This is a genomic window from Craterilacuibacter sp. (genome assembly GCF_051659485.1).
Taxonomy (GTDB): Bacteria; Pseudomonadota; Gammaproteobacteria; order Burkholderiales; family Chromobacteriaceae; genus Craterilacuibacter.
In genome coordinates this window covers 1-1,585 of record NZ_JBOFOO010000337.1, presented here as the reverse complement: position 1 = coordinate 1,585, position 1,585 = coordinate 1, and the positions used below count along the sequence as shown (strand labels likewise).

Genomic DNA, 1,585 nt, shown 5'->3' with positions numbered 1-1,585 from the left:
ACCATCCGCCAAGAGACGCACCGCATCGACAAAGCCCAGCCCCTGATACTCCATCACAAAGCCGATGGCCGAACCATGGGCACCACATCCAAAGCAATGATAGAACTGCTTGGATGGACTGACAGTAAAAGAAGGGGACTTTTCCTTATGAAAAGGACAGCAGGCCAGATAATTCTGCCCTGCCTTTTTCAAAGGCACATAGCGGTCAACCACGTCGACAATGTCGACGCGGGTCAATAGCTGATCAATAAAATCCTGCGGAATCATCCGCGCACCTTAAGCGGCAAGACGGGCTTTAATCAGCGTGGACACGGCAGCCATATCGGCACGCCCCGCCAGTTGCGGCCGTAACAGCCCCATCACCTTACCCATATCCTGCATACCGGAAGCCCCACTGGCCTCAACGGCAAGCTCAATCAGCGCGACGATTTCCGCTTCGCTCAACTGTTGTGGCAAATAATCGGCCAGCACAGCCATTTCGGCCTTTTCCTGATCGGCCAGGTCCTGTCGACCGCCAGCCTCATACTGCGTCACCGAGTCACGGCGCTGCTTGAGCATCTTGTCGACGACAGCCACAATCGCAGCCTCGTCCAACTCGATACGCTCGTCTACTTCCTTTTGCTTGATCGCCGCCATCAACAGACGGATAGCAGACAAACGCGCGGCATCCCTAGCCTTCATGGCCGTCTTCATGTCTTCATTGATACGTAGTTTCAGGCTCATATCGTGCTTTCAGAAGAGATAGCGGCCGACATAAAGCCGGCCGCCGAAATGCGGAACTACAAAAGGCAAAACCGCAGACAGAGCCTGCGGTTCTGTAAATCAACCGTATCTAAAGCTTAGAACAGCTTAGGTGGCAGCTGTTGGCTACGGATGCGCTTGTAGTGGCGCTTCACGGCTGCAGCAGCCTTACGCTTGCGCTCAGTGGTTGGCTTTTCGTAGAACTCGCGTGCGCGCAGTTCGGTCAACAGACCAGTTTTTTCTACGGAACGCTTGAAACGGCGCATTGCTACTTCGAACGGTTCATTCTCTTTTACGCGAACAGTCGGCATCGACAGGGATCCTTAAAATCTTGGTTAAGCTAAATGCTTGATAAAACCGGTATTTTAGCAACGGAATCCTTTTTGATAAAGTCCTGGATTCCGAAGTTCGCCATTCATGTGCCTCATGCACGACAAATGGCTGAAAAAATCACCCCCTCACTCAGAGAAATGGTGTTGCAATGGGTCGAAAAAATTGCCGCCGGCGCATGCACCGGTTCGGCCTCGGCCATCGGCAGCACGTACTCGTAAAGTGCGGGCTTCACGCAGGGCTGAAACTTATACCGGAACAACAGGCAAAAGTCGAGATTTATCCACTCACCCACCCGCCCCGCAACAGGAAAAAAGCCTCACGCCCGCTCGGCGCTCATCACACTGGCGACTTGCGTCACCAAGACAAGCGCCTTCTCGAGATGAGCAAGATCACTCACTTGCAAGCGGAAATGAATATGGATATAGCCTTCACTACTAGAGCTGTCCTGCGTATCCACACTTTCGATATTGGCCGCGGCATTGGAAATGGCGGCAGCAATATCGGCCAGCGT

General features: G+C 53.1%; 5 protein-coding genes. 1 reads left to right on the top strand and 4 read right to left on the bottom strand.

The genetic code is table 11. The features are described from left to right. From ACRC1E_RS11555 to rpsU, 3 genes are all read right to left on the bottom strand, one after another. Nucleotides 1-267, bottom strand: a 267-nt coding sequence (locus tag ACRC1E_RS11555) for a CHC2 zinc finger domain-containing protein (RefSeq protein WP_438515243.1), incomplete at its 3' end; no start/stop codon positions are given. 9 nt (nucleotides 268-276) lie between these two features. Further along, the gene (locus ACRC1E_RS11550) at nucleotides 277-723 is read right to left on the bottom strand and encodes a GatB/YqeY domain-containing protein (RefSeq protein WP_438515242.1); all 447 of its coding nucleotides are present in this window, start codon (nucleotides 721-723) and stop codon (nucleotides 277-279) included. A gap of 116 nt (nucleotides 724-839) precedes the next feature. Then, on the bottom strand, nucleotides 840-1,052 hold the full coding sequence (gene rpsU / locus ACRC1E_RS11545) for a 30S ribosomal protein S21 (RefSeq protein ID WP_438515241.1): 213 nt from the start codon (nucleotides 1,050-1,052) through the stop codon (nucleotides 840-842). Between the two features lie 33 nt (nucleotides 1,053-1,085). Between rpsU and ACRC1E_RS11540 the strand changes: the two genes are divergently transcribed. Continuing rightward, entirely contained in the window at nucleotides 1,086-1,292 is a 207-nt protein-coding gene (locus tag ACRC1E_RS11540) for a hypothetical protein (RefSeq protein WP_438515240.1), read from the top strand. Between the two features lie 98 nt (nucleotides 1,293-1,390). Here the strand turns inward: ACRC1E_RS11540 and ACRC1E_RS11535 are convergent. After that, nucleotides 1,391-1,585, bottom strand: a 195-nt coding sequence (locus tag ACRC1E_RS11535) for an ACT domain-containing protein (protein ID WP_438515239.1), incomplete at its 5' end; no start/stop codon positions are given.